The organism is Salinisphaera sp. S4-8, assembly GCF_040361235.1.
In the GTDB taxonomy this organism is placed as follows: Bacteria; Pseudomonadota; Gammaproteobacteria; order Nevskiales; family Salinisphaeraceae; genus Salinisphaera.
Genome location: NZ_APNF01000012.1, coordinates 34,650 through 55,164, shown reverse-complemented (window position 1 = coordinate 55,164; position 20,515 = coordinate 34,650). Strand labels below are relative to the sequence as shown.

19 protein-coding genes and 3 pseudogenes are annotated in these 20,515 nt (G+C 62.2%); 13 read left to right on the top strand and 9 right to left on the bottom strand.

Features of this window, described 5'->3' with window-relative positions; genetic code table 11:
* Positions 1-241: 241 nt before the first annotated feature.
* Positions 242-604: a flagellar hook-basal body complex protein FliE gene (fliE, locus tag S4A8_RS16050; protein WP_353220914.1), complete on the top strand. Its 363-nt coding sequence runs from the start codon at positions 242-244 to the stop codon at positions 602-604.
* Between the two features lie 222 nt (positions 605-826).
* Here the strand turns inward: fliE and S4A8_RS16045 are convergent, their stop codons facing one another.
* From S4A8_RS16045 to S4A8_RS16035, 3 genes and pseudogenes are all read right to left on the bottom strand, one after another.
* On the bottom strand, positions 827-1,123 hold the full coding sequence (locus tag S4A8_RS16045; protein ID WP_353220913.1) for a type II toxin-antitoxin system RelE/ParE family toxin: 297 nt from the start codon (positions 1,121-1,123) through the stop codon (positions 827-829).
* Between the two features lie 3 nt (positions 1,124-1,126).
* Complete coding sequence (locus tag S4A8_RS16040; protein WP_502950753.1) at positions 1,127-1,357, bottom strand: type II toxin-antitoxin system ParD family antitoxin; 231 nt, start codon at positions 1,355-1,357, stop codon at positions 1,127-1,129.
* 103 nt (positions 1,358-1,460) lie between these two features.
* A pseudogene (locus S4A8_RS16035) lies at positions 1,461-1,607 on the bottom strand (flagellin); the annotation flags it as partial.
* A gap of 110 nt (positions 1,608-1,717) precedes the next feature.
* On the opposite strand from S4A8_RS16035, the gene S4A8_RS16030 reads away from it, so the two are divergent.
* The 3 genes and pseudogenes from S4A8_RS16030 to S4A8_RS16020 form a co-directional block, all read left to right on the top strand.
* Complete coding sequence (locus S4A8_RS16030) at positions 1,718-1,957, top strand: type II toxin-antitoxin system CcdA family antitoxin (protein WP_353220911.1); 240 nt, start codon at positions 1,718-1,720, stop codon at positions 1,955-1,957.
* A gap of 69 nt (positions 1,958-2,026) precedes the next feature.
* On the top strand, positions 2,027-3,091 hold the full coding sequence (locus tag S4A8_RS16025) for an IS5 family transposase (protein WP_353220910.1): 1,065 nt from the start codon (positions 2,027-2,029) through the stop codon (positions 3,089-3,091).
* 220 nt (positions 3,092-3,311) lie between these two features.
* Positions 3,312-3,539, top strand: a pseudogene (locus S4A8_RS16020) (CcdB family protein); the annotation flags it as partial.
* A gap of 208 nt (positions 3,540-3,747) precedes the next feature.
* Here S4A8_RS16020 and S4A8_RS16015 read toward each other — a convergent pair.
* Positions 3,748-4,920 (bottom strand): FliC/FljB family flagellin, encoded by a 1,173-nt coding sequence (locus S4A8_RS16015; protein WP_353220909.1) that lies wholly within the window; start codon positions 4,918-4,920, stop codon positions 3,748-3,750.
* Between the two features lie 235 nt (positions 4,921-5,155).
* Here S4A8_RS16015 and S4A8_RS16010 point away from each other — a divergent pair.
* The 3 genes and pseudogenes from S4A8_RS16010 to S4A8_RS16000 all read left to right on the top strand — a co-directional run bounded on the left by S4A8_RS16010 (position 5,156) and on the right by S4A8_RS16000 (position 9,367).
* Positions 5,156-6,180 (top strand): annotated as a pseudogene (locus S4A8_RS16010) (IS3 family transposase).
* Positions 6,181-6,439: 259 nt separating this feature from the next.
* On the top strand, positions 6,440-7,150 hold the full coding sequence (locus S4A8_RS16005) for an RNA polymerase sigma factor FliA (RefSeq protein WP_353220908.1): 711 nt from the start codon (positions 6,440-6,442) through the stop codon (positions 7,148-7,150).
* Between the two features lie 513 nt (positions 7,151-7,663).
* Positions 7,664-9,367 carry a methyl-accepting chemotaxis protein gene (locus S4A8_RS16000; RefSeq protein ID WP_353220907.1) on the top strand — a complete coding sequence of 568 codons (1,704 nt, stop codon included), beginning with the start codon at positions 7,664-7,666 and terminating at the stop codon, positions 9,365-9,367.
* Between the two features lie 227 nt (positions 9,368-9,594).
* Here the strand turns inward: S4A8_RS16000 and S4A8_RS15995 are convergent, their stop codons facing one another.
* Positions 9,595-10,764 (bottom strand): MFS transporter, encoded by a 1,170-nt coding sequence (locus S4A8_RS15995; protein WP_353220906.1) that lies wholly within the window; start codon positions 10,762-10,764, stop codon positions 9,595-9,597.
* A 172-nt stretch (positions 10,765-10,936) separates the two neighbouring features.
* Here S4A8_RS15995 and pyk point away from each other — a divergent pair, with 172 nt between their 5' ends.
* From pyk to S4A8_RS15975, 4 genes are all read left to right on the top strand, one after another.
* Positions 10,937-12,358: a pyruvate kinase gene (gene pyk, locus S4A8_RS15990; protein WP_353220905.1), complete on the top strand. Its 1,422-nt coding sequence runs from the start codon at positions 10,937-10,939 to the stop codon at positions 12,356-12,358.
* Positions 12,359-12,646: 288 nt separating this feature from the next.
* Complete coding sequence (locus S4A8_RS15985; protein WP_353220904.1) at positions 12,647-13,729, top strand: patatin-like phospholipase family protein; 1,083 nt, start codon at positions 12,647-12,649, stop codon at positions 13,727-13,729.
* The gene (locus S4A8_RS15980; protein WP_353220903.1) at positions 13,726-14,310 is read left to right on the top strand and encodes a Maf family protein; all 585 of its coding nucleotides are present in this window, start codon (positions 13,726-13,728) and stop codon (positions 14,308-14,310) included. The genes S4A8_RS15985 and S4A8_RS15980 overlap by 4 nt, the downstream gene beginning before the upstream one ends.
* Positions 14,307-15,260: a bile acid:sodium symporter family protein gene (locus S4A8_RS15975; RefSeq protein ID WP_353220902.1), complete on the top strand. Its 954-nt coding sequence runs from the start codon at positions 14,307-14,309 to the stop codon at positions 15,258-15,260. Before S4A8_RS15980 ends, S4A8_RS15975 begins: the two co-directional genes overlap by 4 nt.
* Here the strand turns inward: S4A8_RS15975 and S4A8_RS15970 are convergent.
* From S4A8_RS15970 to S4A8_RS15955, 4 genes are read right to left on the bottom strand one after another with little or no spacing between them, the layout of a single operon-like run.
* On the bottom strand, positions 15,257-16,399 hold the full coding sequence (locus tag S4A8_RS15970; protein ID WP_353220901.1) for an alpha/beta fold hydrolase: 1,143 nt from the start codon (positions 16,397-16,399) through the stop codon (positions 15,257-15,259). The two genes, S4A8_RS15975 and S4A8_RS15970, sit on opposite strands and share 4 nt — an antisense overlap.
* Positions 16,400-16,417: 18 nt before the next feature.
* Complete coding sequence (gene msrA, locus S4A8_RS15965) at positions 16,418-17,077, bottom strand: peptide-methionine (S)-S-oxide reductase MsrA (protein WP_353220900.1); 660 nt, start codon at positions 17,075-17,077, stop codon at positions 16,418-16,420.
* A 60-nt stretch (positions 17,078-17,137) separates the two neighbouring features.
* A complete protein-coding gene (locus S4A8_RS15960) occupies positions 17,138-18,481 on the bottom strand; it encodes an MFS transporter (RefSeq protein ID WP_353220899.1) in 1,344 nt (447 codons plus the stop codon).
* Positions 18,482-18,508: 27 nt separating this feature from the next.
* Positions 18,509-18,889 carry a gamma-glutamylcyclotransferase family protein gene (locus S4A8_RS15955; protein WP_353220898.1) on the bottom strand — a complete coding sequence of 127 codons (381 nt, stop codon included), beginning with the start codon at positions 18,887-18,889 and terminating at the stop codon, positions 18,509-18,511.
* Positions 18,890-18,950: 61 nt separating this feature from the next.
* Between S4A8_RS15955 and S4A8_RS15950 the strand changes: the two genes are divergently transcribed.
* On the top strand, positions 18,951-19,646 hold the full coding sequence (locus tag S4A8_RS15950; protein ID WP_353220897.1) for an NUDIX hydrolase: 696 nt from the start codon (positions 18,951-18,953) through the stop codon (positions 19,644-19,646).
* Positions 19,643-20,476 (top strand): MBL fold metallo-hydrolase, encoded by an 834-nt coding sequence (locus S4A8_RS15945; RefSeq protein WP_353220896.1) that lies wholly within the window; start codon positions 19,643-19,645, stop codon positions 20,474-20,476. Before S4A8_RS15950 ends, S4A8_RS15945 begins: the two co-directional genes overlap by 4 nt.
* Positions 20,477-20,515: the final 39 nt, after the last annotated feature.

Here is a 20,515-nt window from a genome sequence, read left to right as displayed (position 1 = left end):
CGTAGTCGAGCCCGGCCCCTGCCACCTGCCGATGATGCCGCACACGTGCGCCGCAGCCCCAGCAGGACGAAGGCCATTATTCAGCACTGAGAAAAAATCAAAGGAGGAATAAGCCCACTTTTTGGGCGGCAATTGAGCGGATTAGATCGCTTGCGTCTGCGCTACTCTGCAATTCGTCAAATGGGGTGCCGTGCCAATTCGGCCGACGTGCCCCGGTCGCATTTCACGAGGGTAGGGCTTAATGAGTATCTCCGCAGTCAATCTCAACAGCGTGTTGCAACAGCTTCAGTCCACTGCGAATCAGGCCGGCCCGGGCGGCGTGCAGCCGGGCGTGCAGGCCGGTCCCCAGGCGGTGGCGAAGAGCGGCGAAAAGGCCGAAGCCGTGGACTTTTCCAACGCGCTGGTCGCTGCAATCGACCGTATCGACGGCATGAAACAGGCCGCACACGCGCAAGGGCATGCCTTCGAGCGTGGCGTGCCGGGGGTGGGCATCAACGATGTGATGGTCGATATGCAGAAGGCCAGTCTCGGATTCGAAATGGGCGTGCAAGTGCGAAACCGTGTCGTAAGCGCGTATCGCGAGATCATGAACATGCAGGTGTAGCGTTGCCGTGCGTTCATCGCGGATGAGAAAAGGGCGCCTTCGGGCGCTCTTTTTATTGGCATCGCTCGAAGCAACTGCCTGACCCGTACATAAAAGGTCGCGGCGCTCGAATGCGGGACACGCGCTTTGTGCAGGTTGGGCCTTTCCGTTTTCGCGCTGTATCGGGTAGAACCATACAAGCAAAAGGTAGATCGCTTCGTTAAATGAATCTAACCCTTTCTCCTAAGCCAGAAGCCTTTTCGGTGCATCCATGTCCTCGTGCAGCACACGAACAACTAGCACTTCCGGTTCGAGCACTTGATAGAAAACCGCGTGATGCTCGACCTGTAATCTGCAATACCCGGGCAGCACGTGGGTGTAGTTCGCGCCGAGCAAGGGGTAGCTAATCGGCTGTTTCATGCCAGTCTCGAGCTGATCCAGGTAGATATCCGCCTGATCGGCACCCCATTCATCGCAGGTGTAAACCCATATCCCGACGAGGTCTGATTCCGCCTTCGGCGTGATGCTCAGCTTGAGCACTACTTACCCGCGTCCAGCCGCCTTGATAGCCGACATATCGAGGCGCTTAGGCGTCCCGCTTGACTCACCCTCGGCGAGGGCCTGCCTTAGCGTCGCAAGACGTTCTTGGGCTCGCTGATCTTCCCGGATTAGATGGCGGATATACTCGCTATCACTACCGAAATGACCGCTTTCAATCTGGCTTTTCACCCAGCCGTCTTGTTGTTCAGTCAGGGTGATGGTTTTCCGGTGCATGCTCATAGCAGGCGCTCGTAAAGCAGTTGCAGTATGACAAAATCATACCATCCGCTTCTGCCAAATCGATAGCCACGCCCTGGTGCCCAACGCCTGCGCTGGTCGCCGTCGAACTGTTCGACATGGCGGTGGCGTAGTCGGCATCGGTGATGCGCGAACGGGCCGGGAAGATATTGTTGATCGCCGAGTCCAGACGGTTCTGGACCGCACCGAGATCGCTGCGCAGATCGGCGATTTTCTGAGTGGGTTTGGCCCCGTTAGATACTTTGGATAGGCTCGCACGATGCGAACACTGATGCGCATATTTCATGCGCGTAAGACATGTAGGTGCCTGCTCAGTAGAAAAGTGGGGAACCGCCCATGACTGAATCGATAAAGCACGCGAGAAGACCGACGAACTTATCTTTGGATAGCGCCTTGCTTGAAGAGGCTAGGGCGCTGGGGGTAAATATGTCGCGATCTGCTGAGGCCGGTATTGCTGAAGCGGTGAGACGGTCGAAACAGCAACGGTGGCTTCAGGCCAATCAAGCAGCATTGGATAGCTCCAACGAATATGTTGCATTGAATGGGCTGCCGCTCTACCGACATCGCCAGTTCTAAGGGGCTGCTGAAAAACCCGCCGGATTTACGCGACACTATCGTGACTCGAAGCCACAAGGAAGCCGCCTGATGCGTAGCCCGGATGCCGAACAGCCGTGCCTGTTTTCGTATTCCCAGACTGCCGATTTCGTGCCTGCGGATCACCCGTTACGCCGGATCCGATCACTCGTCGATGCGGCCCTGGATTCGATGCAAGGCACGCTCACGGTCGGTTACTCGCATACAGGCCGCCCCGGGATTGCGCCCGAGCGCCTGATCCGGGCGTTGTTGCTGCAGGTGTTGTACTCGATCCGCTCCGAGCGCCAGCTCGTTGAGCAGATGCGCTACAACATGCGCTATCGCTGGTTCGTCGGTTTGTCGCTGGACGACGCGATCTGGGATGCCACCACGTTTACCAAGAACCGTCAGCGCTTCATCGATAGCGACATGACCGCTCGTTTGCTCGAAGCCGTGGTCGATCAGGCACGCCAGCGTCGACTGCTATCCGATCAGCATTTCTGCGTGGATGGCACCTTGATCGATGCCTGGGCTTCGATGGGCAGCTATCGACGCAAGGACGATGACGACGAACCGCCCACAGGGCCGCCGAACTTCAAGGGCGACAAGCGCCGCTCGCACACGCACGCATGCAAGACCGACCCCGATGCCCGGCTCTACAAGAAAGCCCCGGGCCAGGCGAGTCGTCTGTGCTATATCGGCCATGTGCTCACCGACAATCGGCATGCGCGGGTGGTCGATAGCCAAACCACGGTGGCCAGTGGCACCGCCGAAGTCGATGCCGCATTGACGATGCTTGATAAAAGGCCGGGTACACGCCGCCTGAGCGTAGCGGCCGACAAGAGCTACGATCAAAAGCGCTTTGTGGCGGGCGCGCGAGCGGCCAACGTCACGCCGCACGTGGCCCAACATACCCGCGGGCGACGCTCGGCGATCGATGCCCGGACCACGCGTCACGCGGGTTACGCCCAATCACGTAACGCACGCCACCGCGTGGAAACGCCATTCGGTTGGGGCAAATTCAATCGCCCGCTCAAACAAACGATGCTGCGCGGGCTGGCCAGGGTCGGCGCCCAGGCCACGCTGGTGTTCACCAGTTATAACCTCGTGCGCATCGCCGCATTGGAGGCTGCATGAGCTCTTGCTGTGGCACTGCTGTGTCTGAAAACCGCGATTCGAGCGGTTTAACCCACCAAACTGAACAAAAAATGACCAATCAAGAGCGGTCGATCTCTTCAGTCGCGACGACGCGAATAGATTTTGCGGCTATTTCAGCAGCCCCCTAATGGCACGGTTCGATGTGTGCCGAAACCAGGGTGGAAGCGGTTATCTGCTGGACGTTTAATCGGATCTTCTCAGCGGCCTGAATACGCGTATGGTTGTGCCCTTGTTGCCGAAAGCCGCGGCGCCGCGTCCTGCCGAAAGGTTGAATCCCGAGTTCGAAGTCAAACGAACCCAAGTGGTCATGGCCACGCAGTACATCGCAGCCGTGCCCGAGTCCGAGCTAGGCCCAACGGTATGCAGCCTTGCCGAACAACAGCATGCCATTTCAGTTGCGCTGGATATGTTGTTCCTGGGTTTCTGACGCAATGAATCCAGCGCCGAAACAGTTGGCGTTATGAGCTGTTTGCAACGACTTTTTTGACCGGTTCCGCTGCACGAATCGGTTCGCCGACGCGCGCTGTCAACCCGGATAAATCGTCTATGCACGCCAGGGTAATAAACAGGCCAATAAAAAGGGCGCCCGAAGGCGCCCTTTGTGTTTCGCGTGAGCGAATCGGTATAGCCGAGGCTTACCGGAGCAGGGAAAGTACGCCCTGCGTGGTCTGATTGGCCTGGGCCAGCACGGAGGTGCCGGCCTGCTGCAGGATCTGGGCCTTGGACATGTTGGACACTTCCGTGGCGTAGTCTGCATCGGTGATACGCGAACGGGCTGAGGAGATGTTGAGCGACGTTGTATCGATATTGTTGATAGCCGAATCCAGGCGGTTTTGCGCGGCGCCCAGCCCACTACGCTGTTCATCTACAGACTTCAGCGCGGCGTCAAGCGTGCTCAGGGCGTTGCTATCGCCCGGTACCGTGATGGTAGCGCCGTCAGCCACAGCGGCGGAACCATCCGTCGCAATATCGTTGGCCAGCGCAGTGTTGCCGGCCGAGAGCTCTGCACCCAGCGTTGCGTTTCCATCTACATCAAAGGTTACGGCATAGGCATCCCCATTGCCGGTCGATTCACGCAGCGCATAGGCGGTCTTGCCGGACGTATCCGTATATTCGACAACCTCGGCAGAGGTTAGCTGAAGGCCGTTGGCGCCTTCATTGCCCGCCGTGATCGCACTAAGGCCTGCGGCAGTGGCCGATCCTGCCGCTGCCGACAACACGTCGAAACCTTCGGCGTCAACCGAGCGTGCTTCGCCGTTGACCAAACCAAGTGAGCCAGCGCCGGTGGTGCCATTCGCGGCCAAGTTCCAACCGGCCGAGTCGTTCATCGTGATGCTGATGGTTTGATCGTCCTGCGCCCCGACCTGGATGCTGAAGCTCTTGCCACTGCCTTCAAGTACAGAGATACCGTTGAATTCAGTCTGCTCGGTCACGCGCGTGATTTCGGCCAGACGCTCGTTGACTTCCTGCTGAATGGAGTCGATGTCGCTAGCAGAATTAGTACCGTTCTGGGCCTGTACGGTCAGTTCGCGAACGCGCTGCAGATTGTCGTTAATCTGATTGAGCGCGCCTTCTGCGGTCTGAGCCAGCGAGATGCCATCGTTAGCATTCGACGAGGCCTGCTGCAGACCGTTGATCTGCGAGGTCATCCGATTAGAGATGGCCTGGCCGGCTGCATCGTCCTTGGCAGAGTTGATCTTGCTGCCCGAAGACAGGCGCTCAATGGCGCTGTTGAGGGTCTTCTGGGACTGGTTGAGGTTCTGCTGGGCGGTCAGAGAAAGGGTGTTCGTGTTGATGACGAATGACATGGCGATGTTTCCTGTGTTTGTAGTCTTGTTGACTGCCGGATAGGTCCGGTGGCTGATGCGACGTCGAATATCGCGCCGCTGGTGTCATATCGCCCCACTGGTTTTTTTCTTTAGCGCGGTCCTGAAAAATTATTTTTAATTCTCGCGTACGGCGTTTGAACTGGCCCCCATAATTCGGACAGAGCGCTAAGTGATGATCTGCTCCCTAATGGCCGCACCCGGCCAAGGAGCAACTATGCGACGCAAACGCCGTAATCATTCACCGGCCTTCAAGGCGAAGGTGGCACTCGCCGCCGTGCAAGGCGATCGAACGCTCGCCGAACTGGCTCAGCAGTTCGACGTGCATGCGAACCAGATCATGCAATGGAAACGCCAGCTGGTCGAAGGCGCGACCGAGACGTTCGACAAGGGACCATCGACGTCGGATAACCAAGCCCAGATCGACTCGCTGCATGCCAAGATCGGTGAGCCATGATCGATCCCGGCCACACATTGCCGATCACACGCCAATGCCGTGTCCTCGATGTCGCCCGATCGACGGTCTACTATCGGCACAAGCCGGTATCGGATGCCGATCACAGGCTTATGCAGCGTATCGACGTGCTGCACCTCGAGCGGCCGTTTCTCGGCAGCCGACGCATTGCCGATGCACTGGCTGATGAAGACGGCCTGGTGATCAATCGCAAGCGCATACAGCGTTTGATGCGTATCATGGGGATCACCGCCTTGTATCCGAAGCCGCGCTTGTCACGACCGGCAGCGGGCATCGGATCTATCCGTATCGCCTGCGGGGTCTGAAGATCGATCGACCCAACCAGGTCTGGGCCAGCGATATCACGTACTTGCCCATGGCGCGCGGTTTTTTATACCTGGTCGCCGTCATGGACTGGTGGTCGCGCAAGGTCCTGGCCTGGCAGATTTCGAACACGCTCGACGACGCGTTCTGCGTCGATGCCCTGCAGCGCGCGGTCGCACGCTACGGAGCGCCCGACATCTTCAACACGGATCAGGGCAGCCAATTCACGGGTAACGCCTTCACCGGTCGGGCGCTGGATGGATAACGTCTTCATCGAACGGCTCTGGCGCAGCGTGAAGTATGAGGAGGTGTATTTGAAAGCCTATGACAGTGGGCGCGACGCCAAAGCGGGCTTGGCTGATTACTTCGCCTTCTACAACGCCAAGCGCCATCATCAGGGCCTTGATCGAGCCACGCCCGATCAGGTCTACTTCAACGCCCAGCCGCTACCGCAGGCGGCTTAACCTAGCCGGTCATCACTTAAAAATCGCTGCGGACTGTCCAATGGATGGGGGCCAGCTCAGAATGAAGAAGCGTTGCTTGCCGCTAATTTAGTTAGGGTGGCCCGGTATGCAAGTGCTATTCGTCGAGAAGGGGCCGAAACCTGCGCTTAATTCGCCAATCGCCGGCTATTGCCAGCGCCTAAGATTGCCTGCATCGGAAAACCAACCGCGTTGGACGTGCCATGCGTAGCCAGCGGTTGACCATTCAGGCGCATCACCTATGTATACGGCTCAAGGCAAGATCGATCGGTCCCAGGCAGTGGAACAGTATCTGCCGTTGGTCAGACGGCATGCGCTGTCGCTGCAGGTGCGCCTGCCGGCCAGTGTCGAGCTGGATGACCTGATCCAGGCGGGCATGGTGGGGCTGCTGGATGCCTTCAACCGCTTCGATGCTTCCCAGGGGGCCTCATTCGCGACCTATGCGTCCCAGCGTGTGAAAGGCACGATGATCGACGAGTTGCGAAGCCGCGACTGGTTGCCACGTAGCGTGCGTCGTGCCAGTCGTGACGTCGATCGCGCAATCCAGCGTCTCGAACACCGTTATGGCCGCCAGGCTACCGATCGGGAAATTGCCGAAGAACTCGATATGCCGATCGACGAATATCATCGTCTACTGCACGATGTGAACAACGGCTTCATCGAGGCCTTCGAGGAAAGCGGTACCGAAGAGACAGCGGCCTCCGTGGTCTCGGCGGACGTCGATACCTCGACCAACCCGCTCGATGCGCTTCTGGCGTTTGGCGATCGCGAGCAATTAGCCGAAGCGATCGACGAACTGCCTGAGCGCGAAAAACTGCTGCTGGGTCTTTACTACCAGGAAGATCTCAACCTCAAGGAAATCGGCGTGGTGCTGGGCGTGAGCGAGTCTCGCGTATGTCAGCTACACAGCCAAGCCGTATCGCGTCTGCGCGCAATGCTTACCGAGCACTAGGATCGGGAGATACTTTTCTACGCTGCCGCTTTGATCGTGTCCGCGAAGCGCTTGATGACCATGCGTCGCCGACACGATTGTGCACAAGACGAGTCGCATGATTGTTCCCGAGCAACGAGCCGGGCGCTTGCCTCGGCGGCGCTTACGATCGCTCCTGTGACCCCCTGCTTTTCGACTCGATAACCGTTATCGGTCGCTAGCGGTTTGCGTGCCGGCGTCATTCGCGCGCCGAGCTCCACAGTACTCGCCGCTGCAGGCAAGGCATGCCGGCGCGGCTGTTTGATTTTGCCTGCGAACGTGCTCGATCGCGCGCTAGCGCAAGCCGCTCAAGCAATACGGCGCTACGCCGATAGGTACCGGGTGCTAAAGCTGCCATCTGCGCGATGTTCGAACGTCATCCGCGTGGCCAGCATTCCAATAATCGTAATAACAACCCCCGCCGAAGGCGTATCGAACCTGTGTTCGCGCTGGCCGAAACCGCGGGAATACGGGTACTGAACAGGCAGGTTCGCAATGATGAAAAGTGTGAAGGGGAAGCTAGGGTTGGGCTTCGGTGTGATTACCATTCTGGTACTAGCGCTCGGCGCGTTTTCGCTTTATAGCAACAGCCAGGTGGCTTCCGTCACCGATCGGATCTATTCGAAAAACCTGAAAGGCGTTATCGAGGTCAACGTCCTCATCGATACGTTCAATACGATACGCCGCGACGTTCAGACCGCCCTCATGTTTAACGACGACGGCACCGAACTGGCGCAATCCATCGACAACAATATCGCGAAGATCACGCGCGTCTGGAGCGACTACTATCCGGCGTTGCTGACCGGCCCCGAAGAGCGGGCCAAGGCCGACCAGGCGGCAGCGAAGTTCAAGGAATTCATGCCGGTGCTCAAGACGATCGTCGAGCCGATGCAATCCGGCGAAACCTATCAGGCGCAGGCCCTCTACGCGGTCGATGTGGCGCCCGCCTTCGAGACGCTGGTCGGTTACATGGATGAATTGGCCACCTTTCAGACCGAGCGCGCCGGTGCGTTCTTTGCGCAAGGGCAGGCTACGGTCGCGACCAGCCGCAACATCATCGTTGCGACACTTGTCGTGGTGGCGCTCTTCACTCTCGGCATCATGGTCGTGATCACGCGCATGATTACCCGGCCGCTCGATCAAGCGCGTCGACTGGTCGGCTCGATCGCTGACGGTCACCTCGAGAACGACGTCCATAATCCATATAAGGATGAGTTCGGCGGCATGCTCGAGAGCCTGAAAAACATGCAGGCCAAGCTGTCCGAGATTGTCGCCAACGTGCGCCAAGGCTCCGAGTCGGTCAGCGTCGGCGCCGGCCAGATCGCCTCGGGGAACGACGAACTCAGCAGCCGTACCCAGGAACAGGCGGCCAATCTTGAAGAAACCGCGGCCTCGATGGAGCAGATGACCTCTACGGTCAAGCAGAATGCCGACAATGCCGCCCAGGCCAATCAGCTGGCGCACGGTGTGCGGGCGCAGGCCAGTGAAGGTGGCGAGGTGGTATCGCGCGCGGTCGCCGCCATGCAGGAGATCGATGCATCGAGCCGCAAGATCAGCGAGATCGTCGGTCTGATCGACGATATTGCTTTCCAGACCAATCTTCTGGCCTTGAATGCCTCTGTGGAAGCCGCCCGTGCGGGTGAACAGGGGCGCGGGTTTGCCGTGGTCGCTTCGGAAGTTCGCAATCTGGCCAGCCGGAGTGCGGCGGCAGCCAAGGACATCAAGTCGCTGGTGGAAGACAGTGCGGCGAAGGTGGCCGATGGCTCACAGCAGGTGGCGTTATCGGGCAAGACGCTCGACGGCATCGTCGAGAGCGTGCATAAGGTCGGCGATATTATTGCCGAGATCGCTGCTGCGAGCAGCGAGCAGTCCAGCGGTATCGAACAGGTCAATCTGGCCGTATCGCAAATGGACAGCATGACCCAGCAAAACGCCTCGTTGGTCGAGGAATCCGCCGCCGCAAGCCGGTCGCTCGAAGAACAGGCCGAGGCGCTCAAGCGTCAGGTCGCATTCTTCAAGCTGCGTGGCGATATCAATGTGGTCGAGTCTGCGCCCGTTGCAAACGAACAGCCGGTGGCAGCGTCTGTTTCACCGAGCGTATCGGCTGCGCCGTCAGCGCCGTCAGCGCGGCCGACGCCGGCTGCGGCGCCGGTCAAAAGCGATATCGATATTGATGATGGTGATTGGGCGACGTTCTAGGCGCGGTTTGAAGCGAAAATCTGCCGTTTGATACAAGCCCCGTTTCGACGGGGCTTGTTTTTTGGCGCTGGCGCAGCTGACGCGCTCAGCTGTTTCAACGCCGTGGCATATCAAGCGCAGATCGTTTCAAGTCCTGCCGAGGGGCGGTCAGGCTGCGCCTGACCACGATCTACTTAGCCGGCATGCACGCATCAACAAGGAGTTGAGCAATCTGGTTTTTTGCGGGATTAATACTCGGGGTCGGTCCGCGTCGTCCAGGCAAGCGGTAATACGGCTGTGTTGAATGCCAGGAATACGGCGACGACCGCATACGGCGAGCCCAATGCGTCGGCGGCTGCGCCGGCGGCGATCGGTGCGGCAAAGCCGAGGATATAGCCGACCGCGAGCATGCCGGCGGCAAGTCGCCCGGCGGAGTCGGCGTCGCGCAGTAGCGGTGGTAGGGCGGTGAGTACGATCAGCTGGAGTGCCGCAGTCAGGCTCAGCAGCACGGCAGCTGGGTAGAGTAGCGCCAGCCCGTCCGCAAGCAGGAAGCCTAGAAGGCCGATGATATGGGCGAGACATGTCAGTGCCAGCAGCCGTGGCAGGCGCAACACATGGCGAACGGCGAACACCAGCACGATTGATGTCACGAGCTGGGTCAGGTTGAACGCAAACAGCATCGTGGCGAGATCATCGCCCAATGCCTTGCGCTCGAGTAGGACGCCCATATAGGCATTCATGCCGAAAAAAGTCGCTGCGGTCGCACCGAGCAGCAGCCCGAAACGCCAGAGCAGACGATCGTCGAATGCAGGCAGACCACGCGTGCGCTGGGTAGGCCGCTTGCCGTGCAGTCGTGGCCCCAGCAATAACGGACTCAACGCAATAGCCGGCAGCGAAAACCAGGCCAGGGCGCTGCGCCAGTCGCCGCCTACTGCGGGTAACAGTAATGGAAGCGTCAGACCGGCCCCGACGAACTCGCCGAGCATCATGCCGTTGATATAAATTGCTGCACCCAGCGCCACGAACGAAGGGCACCAACGCCCGACCAGAGCCGGCAGCGCCGGTTGCATGGCGGCGATACCCAGGCCCATCGCGGCGGTTAAACCCAGCAGTACGGCGATGTCTGGCGCCAACGCGCGCAGCATCGATGCCACGCCGGTAAGAAGAACTGACGCGACCAATGTGTTGCGCGCCCCGTACCGGCCGATCAACCAGGCGGCAGGCAGCGCGCCGAGGCCGAGCATGAACACCGGTAGCGTGGTGAGCGCACCCAACGCCGTTTGACCAAACCCCAGATCGTCGCGAATACGCTCGCCCAAGGGGGCCGCGATCAGAATCGGCGCGCGCATATAGATGCCGGCCACCCACAGTAGTAGCAGAATTCCGGCTCGGCGCAGCACTTCCGTTGGCGACAGCATGAGCAGCGTTGGCGTGAATGGGCGCACGAGTCTAGTTCGCAAGAGAAGTGGTTGCGAACCGTTTATGCAATGCACCCGTCCAGGCGCATCGGCAGGCTTGGGTACAGGTTAAAACCATGATTGTCCTGTCTTGTCATCCCGCCAACACAGGCGCTGTGCTAGCGTTTGCAGCATGAAACGAAAAACCAAGATTGTTGCGACCCTCGGCCCGGCCTCGGATTCACCCGAGGTGCTCTCCAAACTGCTCTCGGCCGGGGTGAATGTCGTACGAATCAATTTCTCGCATGGCGAAGCCGACGACCATCGCGAACGTGTACGCCGCGTCCGTGAGGCTGCAGCCGAACTTCAGCTGCCCGTTGCCGTGCTGGCCGACCTCCAGGGGCCGAAGATTCGGATCGAGTCCTTCATGGACGGTGCGGTCGAACTCGAAACCGGTCAGCCATTCACGCTCGATACGCAGATGGCCGCCGATGCGGGCACGCGCGATGCAGTGGCCATTCATTACGAGCCGCTGCTGGCCGACGTCAAGGCCGGCAGTCAGCTGCTGATTAACGATGGCGCGATTTCGCTGGCTGTCGATGCAGTCGACGATCACCGTATCCAGTGCACGGTCGAGGTCGGCGGCAAGCTGTCGGGTCGCAAGGGCGTGAATCTGCGCGGTGGCGGATTGTCGGCCGGCGGGCTCACGGAAAAGGACTTCGACGATATCCAGGTCGCCGCCGAAATGGACGTGGACTATCTGGCCGTGTCCTTCGTGCGTAGTGCGGCCGATCTGCACGAAGCGCGCGAGCGCCTCGAAGCCGCGGGCGGTCAGGCGCGACTATGCGCCAAGATCGAACGCGCCGAAGCGATCGCCGCCCTCGACGAAATCATCCAGGCCAGTGACGCGGTGATGGTCGCGCGCGGCGATCTGGGCGTGGAAATCGGCGATCCGGAACTGCCCGGCGTGCAGAAACGCATTATCGCCACCGCCCGCGAAATGAACCGGCTGGTGATTACGGCCACCCAGATGATGGAGTCGATGATCGAAAACCCGATCCCGACTCGGGCCGAGGTGTTGGACGTGGCCAATGCCACCCTCGACGGTACCGATGCGGTCATGCTCTCGGCCGAAACCGCGGTCGGGCGTTATCCGGTGCAGACGGTCGCGGCCATGGCCAAGATCTGTGTCGGTGCCGAACGCGAAGCCACCGCCGACCGGCCGGCCAGCGGGCTGGCTGCGCATTTCAAACGCACCGACGAGGCCATCGCCATGGCCACGATGTATACGGCGCGGCATATGCATGCCGATGCCATCATCGCGCTGACCGAGTCCGGCACCACGGCGCTTTTGATGTCGCGTCAGGATACGCATATCCCGATTTTCGCGTTGACTCAGTACCCGGCGTCGGAGCGCTATCTGGCGCTGTGCCGCAACGTGTTTCCGGTGGCCTTCTCGCCCTCCGAGCTCAACGGCGTGGTGCCGGTCGATGAAGCCGTGGCCTGCCTGCGTGCGCGGGGCGATCTGGAAAGCGGCGACCGCGTGCTGGTCACCAAGGGCGATTTCACCGGCCCCGGTGGCACCAACGCTTTGAAGATCATCACGGTCGACTAAAGCGCGGGTTGGCGTAAGATCACGCCGGCCGTCGGCATCGGGCCGCGTATATGCGCCGCACCCGCTAGGGAATTTCTGCACAGCCTCTCGCGGTTCGCGTTCGAGACCGGACCCCGTCGAGGCCCACGGCTTTGTGCGCGCCTGGTCGGCGTCGAGGCAGGCGCACCGTGCAACCAGCACGCTGCGCTGCGCCTTTGTCTGCCAGCCATGTGCAAAGCACGCCGGCGCGACCACGACAGGTTGTGCACAGATTCCTTAGAATGCGCCCAGCGAACGAGGGCGAGACCGATGGATTTCAATGACGTACTGACCCTGCGTGCAGGCCATGGCGCGCGCGCCGTGCTGGAAAACAACGGCCTGAGGCCCGGCGATGTCGGGGCGATGGCCGGCGCCGCCGGCGGACCCAAGTGGCTGATTCTGTCGGCGCTGGATCGTTATCTGTTTTCCGACTGGCTGCATCGCGACGGCGCCAGCCAGCCGATCGATCTGGTGGGGTCATCGATCGGCGCCTGGCGCTTCGCGGCCGCCTGTGAACGAAATGACCCCGCGAGCGCAATCGACAGGCTGGAAAAAGCCTATCTGGATCAGTTCTATAGCGCCAAGCCGGATCGCGACGAGATCAGCGGTACGGTCCGTGCGATTCTGGATACGTTTCTCACCGACGCGGTACGCGACGGCATCCTTGGCCATCCACGTTTTCGTCTGCACGTGCTGACGGTTCGCTCGCGTGCGCTGACCCGCACCGAGGCGCGCGGCCCGCTCATGCTCGGCTCCGGCCTGGGGGCGCTGGGCAATGCCGTATCGCGCGACAGCCTGCGCTGGTTTTTCGAGCGCGTGGTGTTCTCCCGTGGGCGCAACGGCTTGCGTTGGGCCGATACCCATCTGGGCGAACGAACCGTGCAACTCACCGAGGCCAACGTACGCGATGCGGTCTATGCCAGCGGCAACGTGCCGCTGGTGATGCGCGGTGTGGTCGACCCGGATGGCGCGCCGGCCGGTGTCTATCGCGACGGCGGCATCGTCGACTATCACATCGATCAGCCACTGCTCGCGCCCGATACCCAGGCTCCGCTGGTGCTCATGCCGCATTACGACGAACGCCTGGTGCCGGGCTGGTTCGACAAACGCCTGCCCTGGCGGCGCCCGCGTCATGCCGCCAATACGTTGCTGATCGGCCCGGGGCCCGCGCTGCGCGATCGTCTGGTCGACCGGCGCGTGCCGGACCGCAAGGATTTCTATCGCTATGCGCAGCGCGACGACGCACGCCTGGCGGCCTGGCAACAGGCCATCGATGCAGGCCGGCTCATGCGCGATGCTTTCATCGAATTCGCATCCTGTGCCGACCCGGCTGACCACGTGAAACCATTATGAGCCGCCGCCTGATTCTGGCCTCCGCTTCACCGCAGCGCGCCAAACTGCTCGATCAGCTCGGCGTGGCCCATAGCGCACAGGCGGCCGATATCGACGAAACCCCGCAGCCGGGCGAAAGCGCCGAAGCGCTGGCCGAGCGCCTGGCCCGTGGCAAGGCCCAGGCGCTGGCTACAGACCATGCCGGCGAGGCGGTGCTCGGCTCGGATACGGTCGTGGCCCTGGGCGATACGCTCTACGGCAAACCGGGCGACGACGGCGAGGCCGATACGATGCTGGCCTCGCTGTCCGGTACCACCCACCGCGTGGTCAGCGGGGTGGCGCTATGTGTGGCCGGGCGCTGCACATCCCGCATATCAGTCAGCGAAGTCACCATGCGCGAGATCACCTGCGCCGAGCAGGCCGCTTATATCGCCAGCGGCGAGCCGATCGGCAAGGCCGGCGGTTATGCGATCCAGGGCCGCGGCGCGATTTTCATCGCGCGGCTCGACGGCAGCTATTCCAGCGTCATGGGGCTGCCGCTCTACGAAACAGCGGCGTTACTCGTCGAGGCCGGCTTCGATGTGCTCGGTTCGCGGTCATGAACGCGCCATCGCCTGCCCGTATCGCCATCGTGTTTCCGTTGCTTGCCGGCGCGCTGGCGCTGGTCGCCTATGCCGCGCCTTGGCTTTTCGTGCCGGGTAAGCCGGCGATCGTGCCGCTACTGGTGGTGATCATGTTCGGCATGGGCCTGACGCTCATGCCGACGGATTTCTCCCGTGCGATCGCGCGTTGGCCGGTGGTCTTGCTGGGGCTCGTGCTGCAGTTCGGGCTGATGCCCTTCGCGGCCTGGGCCATCGCGCACGTGCTGGGTCTGGACGCGCCGCTGGCGCTGGGCCTGATTCTGGTGGGTAGCGTCGCCGGCGGAACCGCCTCCAACGTGATCTGTTTTCTGGCCGGTGGCGATGTCGCGCTGTCGATCACGCTCACGAGTATCGCCACGCTCGTATCGGTCGTGGCAACGCCGGTGCTGACCTGGCTTTATGCCGATTCGCAGCTGGCCGTGCCGGTGGCATCGATGCTTTTCAGTATCGCCGGGATCGTGATCGTGCCGGTGGTGGCTGGCATGGCACTCAATCTCTGGATTGGCAATCGCTGGCCTGCGCGCGAGGGCTGGTGCGCGCTGGGGTCATCGATCGCGATTGCGGTGGTGATCGCCATTATTGTTGCCCTCAACGCGGACGCGATCGCCACGATGGGGGCTGTCGTACTCGCGGCTGTGGTAATGCACAACCTGATCGGGCTGGGCGCAGGCTATGGCGCGGCGCGCCTGGTGACGGGCGATCGGCGTATCGCGCGTACGCTGGCTATCGAAGTGGGCATGCAGAATTCGGGGCTGGCGGTCGCGCTCGCACAGCAGTATTTTTCGGCCGCAGCCGCGCTGCCGGGCGCTTTGTTTTCGGTGTGGCATAACGTCAGCGGGGCGCTGTTCGCGGCGGCCTGTGCACGTACAACGGCGGCGGCGTCGGCGCAATCGCTGCATCACGAGGTCTAGTCGGAACGCTGGGCCAGCCAGTCGGCGGCGATACGCCAGGTATGTGCCGGTGCCTCGCTGCCCGCGAACACGCCGGCATGGCCACCGGGTGCGAGTTCGAAGCGGCGATCTTCGCTGGTCACCAGGGCCATGATCCGGCGCGCGCTCGCCACGCCCACCAACTGGTCGGATTCGCCGGCGATGGCCAACAGCGGGCAATCGATACTGGCCAGATCCGATTCGACTTCGCCCAGGCGCACGGTGCCACTGGCCAGGGCGTTGTCGATCCATAGCGTGACCAGGAAATCCTGGACCAGCACGCCCGGGTAATCGAGCATGTCGCCCATCCAACGGCCAAAGGTGGCATGGGTGGCCACGAAGTCGCGATCGTCGAGGCCGCGCAGCAAGGTCAGATAGGTGGTCAGGCTGCCGATCGGGTTGGTGAGCTTGAAGGCCAGGCCATTGAGCCAGCCGGGCACATGCATCAGACGCGGGTCGATCTGATGGATGCGCCAGGCCGTATACAGGCGAATCAGCCGGGCCGGGCCGTTGAGCGCACGTAGGGCACGCGCGGCGAGGGTGGCATCGTGCATATCGATCGGGCTGGCGATGGTCACGATATTGCGAATGCCGTAATCCCGACCCGTGCCGGCATAAAGCAACGAAAACAAACCACCCATGCAGTAGGCCACGAGCGACACGTCCGGACTGGCGCTGTGCGCACGTACGGCGGTCAGTGCATCGGGCAGCAGACGCAGGGCATAGTCGCGTACGCCCAGATGGGCGTCGGCGCGTTGCGGTTCGCCCCAGTCGACGAGATAAACGGCAAAGCCGCGGGCGCGCAGGTAGCGCACCAGGCTTCTCTGGGGTAGCAGATCGAAGATCAGTGTGCTGGCCGCCAGCGGTGGCACCAGTACGACGGGGGTAGCGTGTTCGTATTGGGCCACATCGGCGATCGTGTCGCCGACCGGGATCTGGTGTTCTGCCAGCGGCGGGTAATAGCGCACCGCCATCAACCCCAGTCGATGGATTACTTCATACGGCGTGCGCTCGGCCTGATAGAGCGTCGGGTCGTTGCGTAGCCAGTCACGGCCGTTGGTGAGCGCGTTGCGGGCGTGGTTACGTGCAGCCGCGGCGCGTCGGCGGAGTCGATCGAGCATGGCCGTATTGTGGCACGGCTAGTGGTGGCCGCCGGCCGCCGCGCCCCAGCGTTTTTCCAGTACTGCGTCGCGCCGGCAGGAACTGCGATAGAACTTGTAGCGCAGCGGATTCTTCTTGTAATAGTCCTGATGGTAGTCCTCGGCCGGGTAGAAGGTGGTAGCGGCCACGATCTTGGTCACGATGGGCGAGGGCGCATCGGGGTCGTCCTGCAGGGCCTGCTTGGACTGTTCGGCGGCTTTCTTCTGGGCGTCGTTCACATAGGAGATCTCGCTGCGATAGGAATCGCCGCGATCACAGAACTGCCCGCCGTCATCGGTGGGGTCGATGTTGTGCCAGAAGGTATCGAGCAGGGTCGCGTAATCCACCTCGTCGGTTTTGTAGACCACCTTCACGGCTTCGGCATGGCCGCTGGTTTCGGCGGTGACGTCGCGATAGCTGGGGTCGGCCAGGTGCCCGCCGGTATAGCCCGAGGTGGTCGACACTACGCCCTCGACCTGATCGAAGGCTTCTTCCACACACCAGAAACAGCCACCGGCGAAGATCGCGACCCCTTCGTCGGCGGCCACATCCGGCTTGAAGGGCGCCTCCGGCGCAGGCGCTTCATCGGCGCCGGCCGAAGCAGAAAAGAAAAGCGCGAGGCTGGCAAGAACCAGAAGATAAATCGGCAGGCGACGCATGGGCGACTCGATAGCGAATTCGATAGCCAGTTTACGTTGCCCTGTGCCGCGCCGATGCGTTCATTCGGTTTCCGGTAGACCGATCGCCAGTGCGGCACCCGCGAACGCCGGAATGCTCAAGGCCGCCACGGCCCAGGCCGCGCCCAGAAGGCCGACGAGTGCGACCAGCCCGCCGCCGGCCAGCAGGATGACACCGATACTGGTATTGGCCACGGCCGTGAGCTGTGCCCGATCCTCGCTGTTGCCCAGGTCGGTGAGATAGGTCTTGCGACCCAGTCGTACCCCGGCATGCAGGCCGGCGAGTACGAAATAGCCAATCGCAAATGGCCACACGCCGAAGCTTTCGCCCAGATGCGAAAATGCACAGAGCGCCACCAGCAGGTTGAGCACGCCTGCAGCCATGCCCGTGATCATCAGAACCTGGCGCGAGGAGCGGTCGGAGAAGCGGCCCCAGAACGGCGCCGACACCAGCGAGGCGAGACCGGACAGTGCAAGCAGAATCGCCAGATTGCCGATCGCTTCGCCGCCGCTGTCGCGGGCCAGCGTGGCGTAATAGGGCGCGGCCAGCGCGGTGGCGACAAGCAGCCCGCGTACGCCGATGAAACGCGCAAAGCCGGGCTTGCTGCGAATGATGCCCAGGCTCTGCCAGGCAGTCTTGAGCGCGTTGCCGCCGCCCTCGGTCGCGCCCGCGTATTCGCGCAGGCTGGAAAAGACGATGGCCGCGAACAGCCAGGCCGCGCCGGCGATTGCCAGCAACACCAGCAACGGGGTGAGCCTGGCGTTGCCGATGGGCGTAAGCCACAGCAACAGCCCGAGCGCCACCGCCACGCCGCCGGCCGCGCTCGCGGCATAGCCGGAGAGCGTGCCGCGCCGGGTCTTGGCAATGGTCTTGCCCTGAACGTCCTTGTACGACACCGAGCAGATACCGCGCCCGAGCGAGAACACCGCCAGCAGGGCGAGAATTGCCGCGCCGGCGGCAACGGCGGTGAGAGTGATCGCGACCGCGATCATGGCGACCACACTCGCGCCCTGAATGGCGGCGCCGGCCACCCAGAACCACTTGCGCCGTGGTTGGGTGCGCATCCAGCCGGCGACGGCGAGCTGGGGCAGCAAGGCCAGCGATTCGCGGATCGGCACCAGCAGTCCGGTCATCCACACCGGCACGCCGAGTGCGCCCATCAGCCAGGGCAGCACCAGCTTGGGGCTTGCGATCAGATCGCCGGTCTTGTTGGCGAGCAGCGCGACCAGATGGAGAAAGAAATTGGTCGGCTGCTCGCGACAGGCCGCGTCCGAGATGTCGCGGCATACGCGCGCATTCTCGTCGCCGGTGACCAGATCGTAGAGATCGCGTAGCGGCCCGCTTTCGGGCGTGTTGGCGTGCGAGTTGGGTTCGGATTGGCTCACGGTTAATTCATGCAGTTCGGTGGATCGTCAGGTGACGTGTTTTTCGCGCTCGCGCCGATGCTGGCACCAGTCGCCATCGTCGATGACCGGCCACGCCGGATCGCGCGCGGCGATCCATAGATAGATCCAGGCATCGCCGTAGTCGGTTGCAAGCTCGCGGCGCGTGTAGTGCACCGGATAGTCTTCCAGTCGGTCGAGCGCGGCGAATGTATCGTCGTCTACCGCGAACACATCGCCCACCAGGGCGGTCCGGCCTTCGTCGAGCGCGGCCGGATAGGGGCCGGTATCGAGCAGGGTGAAACACCCCGGCGTGGTATACGCGCCCAGATGCGTGGCGGTTGCCATGAAATGATGATTGCGCTCGCCGGGGCGCAGTGTGCCGTAGACAAATACCTGATGCATCGACATGCGAAAGCCGGAATGATGCAGGTATGCTAGCCGACATGGATTGCCTGACAACTGCCTCGCCGTGAATCGCGCCGTGAACGTGCGCGATGCCGCCACGACCGCGCTCTTGCGCGACGCGCCGGATACCGGCCTGGAGGTGCTTTTGTTGCGTCGCCATGCCAGCCATGTGTTCGGCGCCAATGCCTATGTCTTTCCCGGTGGGGCGCTCGACGCGGCCGACGACGATGCCGAGCTGCGCGTACGGTGTGCCGGCGGCGCCGAGGCGATCGCCGAAGCCGTCGGCGACCAGGGGTTTGCGCTGGCGATGGCTGCGATTCGCGAATGCTTCGAAGAAGCCGATCTGTTGATCGCTTGCACCGCGAACGCGCCGGTCAGCGCGCGTCGCCGCGAGGTATTGCGTGCCGCGCTCAATCAACAGACTGCGTGCTGGACCGATATCGTCACTGAAATGGATCTGCGCTTCGATCTCGACGCGTTGGCATTCTTTGCTCACTGGACCACACCCGCCGGCCCGCCCAAGCGCTATTCCACCCGTTTTTTCGCGGCGGCCGCGCCGGACGGCGAAGCGCGTTGCGACGGGCTGGAAACCACCCATGTCTGGTGGGCGCGCCCGCATGCGGCGGTGGCGGCCCATGACCGCGGCGAGATCGAGCTGATGACACCGACCCGGGCCACCCTGGAATCGCTGGCGCGTTATCCCGATGCTGCGACCGCGCTCGCCGAGCTGATGCAGGCGGCCACGGTGCGCGTACCATGAGTCGCCATACGCCACAGGCCGAACAGATCGCCGACGGGGTGCGACGCGTCATCGCCCCCAACCCGAGCCCGATGACCGGCGAGGGCACCAACAGCTATATCGTGGGTGAATCGCGCTGCGCGATCATCGACCCCGGTGTAGACGATACGGCCCATCTGGATGCGCTAGTCGCAGCCGCGCCAGGCGAGATCGTTGCGATTCTGGTTACCCATGCCCACCCCGATCATACCGGCGGCGCCCATCGGCTCGCCGAGCGCCTGGCCGTGCCCATCCATGCCTATCCGCTGGCGCTACAGGGCATACGCGACAAGGAGTTTTCCGCCCATCGGCCGCTTTATCACGGCGATGTGATCGCCTTGGATGATATACGTCTGGAAGCGATCCATACCCCCGGCCATGCGGCCGATCACCTGTGCTTTTTCTGGCGCGAAGCCGGCCTGCTGTTTGCCGGCGACACGGTGATGGCTGATGTCACGGTGGTGATTCTGCCGCCCGATGGCGACATGAGTGCCTATATGCAAAGCCTGGAACAGCTCCAGGCCCTGCCCATCGCGCGTATCGCGCCCGGCCACGGCCGGCTGCTCGAGGATGCGCCGGCGGTACTCGCGCATATCGTGGATCATCGGCGCGAACGCGAAGCCCAGGTTCTGGATGCGTTGACCGCGGATGAACCGGTCACGCCCGAGCAGATCGCGCTGCGGCTGTATCCCGATCTCGATGTGCGCCTGCAGCCCATGGCCGCGGCCCAGGTCGAAGCCCATTTCATCCGGCTGGTCGAACTGGGCGAGGCACTGCAGTCCGGCACGGGCTGGCTGAAGACGACGGCCTGACAGGTCGTTGTCCGGACCACACGGGCCGGTGCGCCAGCA

What these genes read in the sequence shown, in the direction of transcription:
- fliE (WP_353220914.1), top strand. Translation starts at nt 242, where the DNA reads ATGAGTATCTCCGCAGTCAATCTCAACAGCGTGTTGCAACAGCTTCAG.
- S4A8_RS16015 (WP_353220909.1), bottom strand. Translation starts at nt 4,920, where the DNA reads ATGTCATTCGTCATCAACACGAACACCCTTTCTCTGACCGCCCAGCAG.
- S4A8_RS16005 (WP_353220908.1), top strand. Translation starts at nt 6,440, where the DNA reads ATGTATACGGCTCAAGGCAAGATCGATCGGTCCCAGGCAGTGGAACAG.
- S4A8_RS15985 (WP_353220904.1), top strand. Translation starts at nt 12,647, where the DNA reads ATGGATTTCAATGACGTACTGACCCTGCGTGCAGGCCATGGCGCGCGC.
- msrA (WP_353220900.1), bottom strand. Translation starts at nt 17,077, where the DNA reads ATGCGTCGCCTGCCGATTTATCTTCTGGTTCTTGCCAGCCTCGCGCTT.
- S4A8_RS15970 (WP_353220901.1), bottom strand. Translation starts at nt 16,399, where the DNA reads ATGCTCGATCGACTCCGCCGACGCGCCGCGGCTGCACGTAACCACGCC.
- S4A8_RS15955 (WP_353220898.1), bottom strand. Translation starts at nt 18,889, where the DNA reads ATGTCGATGCATCAGGTATTTGTCTACGGCACACTGCGCCCCGGCGAG.
- S4A8_RS16000 (WP_353220907.1), top strand. Translation starts at nt 7,664, where the DNA reads ATGATGAAAAGTGTGAAGGGGAAGCTAGGGTTGGGCTTCGGTGTGATT.
- S4A8_RS15945 (WP_353220896.1), top strand. Translation starts at nt 19,643, where the DNA reads ATGAGTCGCCATACGCCACAGGCCGAACAGATCGCCGACGGGGTGCGA.
- S4A8_RS15995 (WP_353220906.1), bottom strand. Translation starts at nt 10,764, where the DNA reads ATGCTGTCGCCAACGGAAGTGCTGCGCCGAGCCGGAATTCTGCTACTA.
- S4A8_RS16040 (WP_502950753.1), bottom strand. Translation starts at nt 1,357, where the DNA reads ATGCACCGGAAAACCATCACCCTGACTGAACAACAAGACGGCTGGGTG.
- S4A8_RS16030 (WP_353220911.1), top strand. Translation starts at nt 1,718, where the DNA reads ATGACTGAATCGATAAAGCACGCGAGAAGACCGACGAACTTATCTTTG.
- S4A8_RS15980 (WP_353220903.1), top strand. Translation starts at nt 13,726, where the DNA reads ATGAGCCGCCGCCTGATTCTGGCCTCCGCTTCACCGCAGCGCGCCAAA.
- S4A8_RS16025 (WP_353220910.1), top strand. Translation starts at nt 2,027, where the DNA reads ATGCGTAGCCCGGATGCCGAACAGCCGTGCCTGTTTTCGTATTCCCAG.
- pyk (WP_353220905.1), top strand. Translation starts at nt 10,937, where the DNA reads ATGAAACGAAAAACCAAGATTGTTGCGACCCTCGGCCCGGCCTCGGAT.
- S4A8_RS15975 (WP_353220902.1), top strand. Translation starts at nt 14,307, where the DNA reads ATGAACGCGCCATCGCCTGCCCGTATCGCCATCGTGTTTCCGTTGCTT.